Raw genomic sequence first — 5,915 nt, 5'->3', positions numbered from 1 at the left:
GGCGGTGCTTCCACCGCAGGTGCACGACCTTGCGGACCACCGGTTGCGGCGTGCGAGCAGGGCTGTGGTGTGGCCGGGACGACCGGTCGACCATCGCATCGGCGCCGAGCTCGGCATAGCGCACCGCCCACCGTTTCGCCGTCGGCCACGACACGTCATAGCGTTCCGCGGCTCGAGCGACCGGCCACCCCTGATCTACGATCAGGCGCGCCAGGCGAAGGCGTGCACGAGGAGTCAAAGCGGCGTTAGCGTGGGACACGAAGGCCTCCTGGTTGCCGGAGCGGTTCCTAGACAGCTCCACTCCACAACCGGAGGCCTTCGTCATCACGTTCATCTACGTCGTGTCGTCACACGACCTCAACCAACGTGCCTGGGCAGTACAGCTAGGCCTTCCCTCAAGCACGAGACCGAGACAGCCTCCGCTCATCGCCACGAGCGGACGGCGCCGGCTCGTAGAGCGGAGGTGCCAGTGCTGACTCCTTCGGGTCCACCGAAGAGGTCACCGCTCAGGAAGCCCGGCTCAGAGATTTGCGGATGGGATTCGGGTCTCAACCCGCGGGATCTAAACCACGCCACCACGACAGCATCCAGAGCCGTACGTCGATGCCGCATGGTCCTCGTGATCGGCGTCGACAGGCCCAGGACGACAGCCGGCACCAGCCAGGCGGGGAAGCAGCGAACCCTGACCACTTCGGCGTTCTCTGGGAGGGTCACACCCACTCGCTCGCCAACATCGTCGCAGGCCACGGTGCCCATCTCCGTCCAACGCCAGTGAGCACTTCGGACACGGTGACCACTTCGTCCAGCTGCACCCAATCTGCACCCACCTGCAAGGCATGAACACTCACACGGTCCTTACCGCCTTGACCTGCAGATACTCCCCTACCAGGCGACATAGAGCGCCGTTGACTGCTGTTCAGTGCCGTTGAGTGCAGTTGTGTGAAACAGGACGCCGCGCCGAGCCTGACCTGCGGAAACGAGAACTTGCAGGTCGGGGTGGGTGCAGTTGGATGCCGTTCACCGCCGTTGGACGCTGTTCAGCGCCGTTCAGTACATCCGTCTGCTCCCACCCTGCTCCCCCAATCTCGGCCGAAACCGTCGGCGCCCCGTCGGCTGGCATGGTCCCCCATCGCGCAGGCTGTCGCCCGTGCGGACGCCGAACGAGCGGTGTCATTCCCTCAGCTACGAGGCGGTCGTTGCCTCAGCACTGCCGCATGCGCAGCTCCCAAACCGCTCCCTCCGGGCATCTTCACCGAGCTCGCGGCAGGACAGACGACTGCTCGACCACTTATCACTGGGATCGATTACAGCCGGGACAGTATCTCGGCTTTCTTGTTGGCGAACTCTTGCTCAGTGAGGATGCCTGCATCGCGCAACTGGCCGAGCTGACGCAGCTGTTCAATCGGATCCGGCGCCACGGCAGGCGGTGGCGTCGGAGCAACCGTAGCTGCCTGTGGCCCCGGCGCTACGGATGGCAGGTTCGCGTAGATACGGGTGTTGCTTCGCTGCTGCTCGATCAATCGCGCGTCCTGCACAACCTTGTTGATGATCGACAAAGCGCCACGCGGATCCGGGATGTCTTCCAGAATGACCCACTCCACACCGCCTGAGCGCTGCACCTGCACAACGATGTTCCCGACACCGCGGCCCTTTTGCATGATCGACTGACGCAGGTCGACATCGAGTACATGAGCAACCGGTACCTGCTGCGCGTTCGTCGACAGCACGCCCTTTTCGAAAAACAGCATCGTGGCCGTCAACTTGTACCGGCCTCCCCCGATACCGGTAAGCGGCTGACCCTTGGCTGCCCACAACACTCCTGGTTCGAGCGGCAGCTGGGGGAGCGGCTGTGCAGCCTGCGGGGGCGTAGCGGAAACAGGAATGCCGGCCAAGGTGACCACACCAGGTTGCGCGGCTTGCCTCATCACATCTGGGGGAGTCCGCAGCGCCGGCAGATTAGCGGGCCCGGAGATCGCGGACCCAGGCGGGCGGACGTCGTCAACGAACAGCTGCCAGCCGTCCGGCGGCGCTGGCCACGAAGGGTCCGGCTGCCATCCGGCCGGCGGGAGCCAACCCTCGGGTGCGGAGGGCCAGCCCGGTGGGGTGTTGAATCGAATCGCCATGAAGCCCAGCAGCCTTATCTGACCTTTTCAACCGATTGCCCGTTAAGCCTAGTCGCTCCGGCGCCTCTTTCTACTCCGCCGAAAGAGCAGTCCCACGCGGCGGGTGTCCACCCGCCAGCACCACTCGCACATTCACGACAGCACGAACCGGCCGAGCACCGCACAACGAGCGTTCACCTCCTACACGACGCAGCAGCCCACACCTCTCCTACACGCCCGTGCGACCCAAGCACGTCAAGCCGTCTCGGGCACCGATCGACGGCGTTTGCGCTCCCAACGAACTTGTAGTTCGGCATAGGCGCGCCGCACATCCACCGATGTCTAGGGGAGGAACCTCACCACGAAACGCGGCCTGCTCCAGCTCCGGACAGCGCACCCTGTTGCTCTGCGGGTCACTACAGCAGGTCCAGCAGCGCCTCTATCCGCGTGGCCAGCACCACGTCCGATTAGCACCTCGACCAGATGGTTCAACGCCTCCCACCGCCCGGTAGCGGCACCGTCGACCGCGACCCGCACCGCTCCGTGCTCCCCCGCCGCCGACCGCGGAATGCTGCTGCCCCGTCTCGCCCAGATCACCCCGCCATCCTGCCCGAGCCAACAAACCCGATCGAACTCAATTCGGCCAGGTCATCGACCCGAAGCCCAGCGCGGGTGAGGCACGAACCAGAGCTGCAGGACGGACTCGCTGCTCTCACCCGGGGCGCCCGGCACGCGTTGAGGCACTGGTCTCGCCCCGGCACACTCCTTGCGAGCACACGCCACGAGGAGAGCTCTACCAGCGTCCACTGAACCGCGGCGTCGAGCATGGCCTACGCCCGGATTGCCAGTCCTGATGCGCGCGGGCAAGCGCGACCGCGAGCTGGCAGGATCAGCGTCGTGTCCGAGCCGGTGTTCCGCTATCACCCCGACCCTCTGGCAACAGGTTCGGCAGTGCGGAGTGATCACGTGTGCAGTGTGTGCGGCCTGGCCCGCGACGTGCGCTACACGGGCCCAATCTATGGCAGGCAGCCCGGCAGCCTGTGCCTGCATTGCATCCGCTCGGGCGACGCGGCCGCGGCCCTGGGAACCGCCGCATGTGACCCAGATGGGGGTATGAACGCCCAGTTCAGCGATGCCGTCGACGTGCCGGACGACGTGCCGTTGCAGATCGTAAAGGAGGTCACCCGGCGGACGCCGGGCTTCTACGGATGGCAGCAACCATCGTGGCTGTACCACTGCGGTGACGGAGCCGCCTTCCTCGGACCAGCCGGCTACCACGACCTGCAGAGCCACCCCGACGCCCTCGAAATGGTTCGGGGCAGCTGTCAACAGCTCGGCTGGTCGCCGCACAATACCGAGGCGATCCTGCGCCAGCTCGACCGCGCCAGCGGGCCGACGGCGTACCTGTTCCAGTGCCTGCACTGCGGCGCTTACCTCGCGTCCTGGGACGTCGACTGACACACCTCGAGCCGTGCCAGTCCCACGGGCTTTGGAGCACGGCGACGGCCGAGGTGCTGTCACCGGATGCCCCGAGCGGCGGCATGCGGGGCCGTCGCGAGAATGAATGGCACGGGGACTGATGCCCTCGCCTACCCTGCTCGGGTGAAGGCACACGGAGAGGTGCGTCAGGTGGGGTTGTGGTGTCGGTGAACCGCGATGGGGACAGTGAAGCATCGCCGACCGGCGACCGTCTGGACGCGCATCTTCAGGCCCTCGCCCAGTGTCTCGATATAGCGCCCCCCGCGGACGATAGCGACGAACATCAGCGGTGGCCGCTCTATCAGAGAGCGATCTGCGACGTGGCTTGCCATCCCAGCTTGCTCGCCGCACTCTTCCTCGACCCGGACGACGTGCTGGTCGCCGCCGTGGTGACCCAGATGATGGAGTGGGTCGAGGTGCCCCAGCGCGAGCAGTGGATCGGATTGGCACGCAACGAAAGCGACCGGCAGTATGCCTGCCGGCGCGCGCGAGAAGTTGACATCCTGCGGGTCCAGGGTGCCGTACCGGAACTCACCCGGGAGACGCTGTCGACCTGGACCGACTGGCTTCAGATCAGGCTTGCAGAGACGTCCACGGCGGTACGCACCCTCGATCACCTGGCGAGGTTCGGCAGAACGAAAAGGATCCGGCGGACCGCTGCGAAACGGCTGTCCACCGTTTGACTCCCGACACACTCATCTCGGCAGACCAATGCGCGATTCGCCGCGTGGAACATATTTGGGTCTTCTGCTGGGTTCGTGGGTCGGCGTTGATCATCTTCTGGGTAGTTGGGGTCGGTGGCCGCCGAGGCTGAGCATGGCCAAGGCGATGAGGGCGTCGGGTGAGTGAAACCCGAAGGCCATCCGGGTGAGCAGGCGGATCTTGGCGTTGACGGACTCGATGCGGCCATTGGACAGGCCGTGTTCGATGGCGGCGATGATCTGAGCGCGGTGGCGGGTGACGCGTTGTTGCAGGTCGACGAAGACGTCGATGCGGCTGCGTCGGGCCCACCCGACCCACCGGTCGAGGGCTTCGATCGCGGCTGCGGGGCTGGTCTTGGCCAGGGTGAACACCAGTCGCAGGCCTTCCTTGAGCGCCCAGGCGCGGTGCAGGCGGGGATGGGTCTTGGCGATCCAGGCGAGCTTGGCCTGCTGGGCGTCGGTGAGGTTCTCGGGGTTCTTCCATAACGCCCAGCGGGTGTTCTTCAACTGCCGGGCCGCGCCGACGGCCACACCCCGACGACCGGCCCCACGACCGCTGGCCTCGTTCCAGGCCTGACGGCGAACCCGATCCACGGCATCGATGGCCCAGGCCACCACGTGGAACGCATCGGCGCAGCGGACCGCGTTCGGGCAACGACGGCGGATGACCGTGGTGATCCAGTCCGCGCCTTCAGCGGACACATGCGTGATCTTCGCGGCCCGCTCAGCGCCGAGCAGGTCGAAGAACCCGTTCAGCGTCGCCGCGTTCTTAGCAGGCGCAGCCCAGACCAGCCGGCCGCTGTCGTGATCCACCACCACCGTCAGATACCGGTGGCCCTTCTTATAGCTGACCTCATCGATACCGATACGACGCAGCCCCTCGAGACGATCCACCACGGCACCGGTATCGGCCCACACCCGCGCCACGATCGCCCCGACCGTGCGCCAGCTGATCCGCATCAGCTGCGACACCGCCGACTTCGCGGTGTGCACCGCCAACCACGCCACCATCTGATCGAACGCCCGCGTATGCCCCGCCCCATGACGCGCCCACGGCACCGCCGCAACGACCACGCCGTGCTCCGGGCACGACACCCGCGGCGCGTCCGCCTCGATCACCGCCGGCACCACACCCACATCCAACGCCCGCCACCGACGGCGAACACCCGCGTCATAGCGCGCACACCGCCGACGACAGTGCGGACACCGCTGCCGAGCCCCCCGACCCACCCGCACCCGAGCCACCAACACCGACTCGACCGGATCGAACTCGACGTCCTCCACCACCGCCTGCTCGACCCCGAACACCCCAGCCCATACCCTGGCAGAACGCACGCCGTTCTCCCGCCCATCCAGTTCTGACCTTCGACAAGCCAGAACCTAGGCAGGACAACGGCGTGCGCCACAAAAGACGCGCCCAACCACCCACAGATGCATCACAAGACCCACATATTTGATCAAGCGGCGCCGTCACCCTGCCCGAGCCAACGACGGACCGCCGAGAAATCCGCTTCGGTCAGGCCCACATATGGCTCAACTGTCAACACCGGTTGAACCCTGACCCCTCTGTTCCGGCCGAACTTTGACCCCCTCGCTGGTTGTAGATGTTCAGTCGTTGGTCTTGGTGGCTGCG

Annotated in this window: 5 protein-coding genes; 2 read left to right on the top strand and 3 right to left on the bottom strand. The window is 66.0% G+C overall.

From position 1 onward, the window contains the following. Positions 1-259: leucine zipper domain-containing protein (locus tag ACIBPB_RS33585; protein WP_396843252.1), on the bottom strand; the 259-nt coding region annotated here is incomplete at its 3' end. A gap of 1,045 nt (positions 260-1,304) precedes the next feature. Next, positions 1,305-1,760 carry an SHOCT domain-containing protein gene (locus ACIBPB_RS33580; RefSeq protein WP_396843251.1) on the bottom strand — a complete coding sequence of 152 codons (456 nt, stop codon included), beginning with the start codon at positions 1,758-1,760 and terminating at the stop codon, positions 1,305-1,307. A 1,239-nt stretch (positions 1,761-2,999) separates the two neighbouring features. On the opposite strand from ACIBPB_RS33580, the gene ACIBPB_RS33575 reads away from it, so the two are divergent. Both ACIBPB_RS33575 and ACIBPB_RS33570 read left to right on the top strand, forming a co-directional pair. Then, positions 3,000-3,560, top strand: coding sequence for a CbrC family protein (locus ACIBPB_RS33575; protein WP_396843250.1), 561 nt, complete (start codon positions 3,000-3,002; stop codon positions 3,558-3,560). 179 nt (positions 3,561-3,739) lie between these two features. After that, positions 3,740-4,264 (top strand): hypothetical protein, encoded by a 525-nt coding sequence (locus ACIBPB_RS33570; RefSeq protein WP_396843249.1) that lies wholly within the window; start codon positions 3,740-3,742, stop codon positions 4,262-4,264. 90 nt (positions 4,265-4,354) lie between these two features. Here the strand turns inward: ACIBPB_RS33570 and ACIBPB_RS33565 are convergent, their stop codons facing one another. Beyond that, positions 4,355-5,617, bottom strand: a complete 1,263-nt coding sequence (locus tag ACIBPB_RS33565) for an ISL3 family transposase (protein WP_396843248.1) — start codon at positions 5,615-5,617, stop codon at positions 4,355-4,357. Positions 5,618-5,915: the final 298 nt, after the last annotated feature.

The organism is Micromonospora sp. NPDC049836 (assembly GCF_044465125.1).
Classification (GTDB): Bacteria; Actinomycetota; Actinomycetes; order Mycobacteriales; family Micromonosporaceae; genus Micromonospora.
Note: the sequence above shows the minus strand (reverse complement) of the source record. Positions and strands in the feature narration are given on the sequence as shown.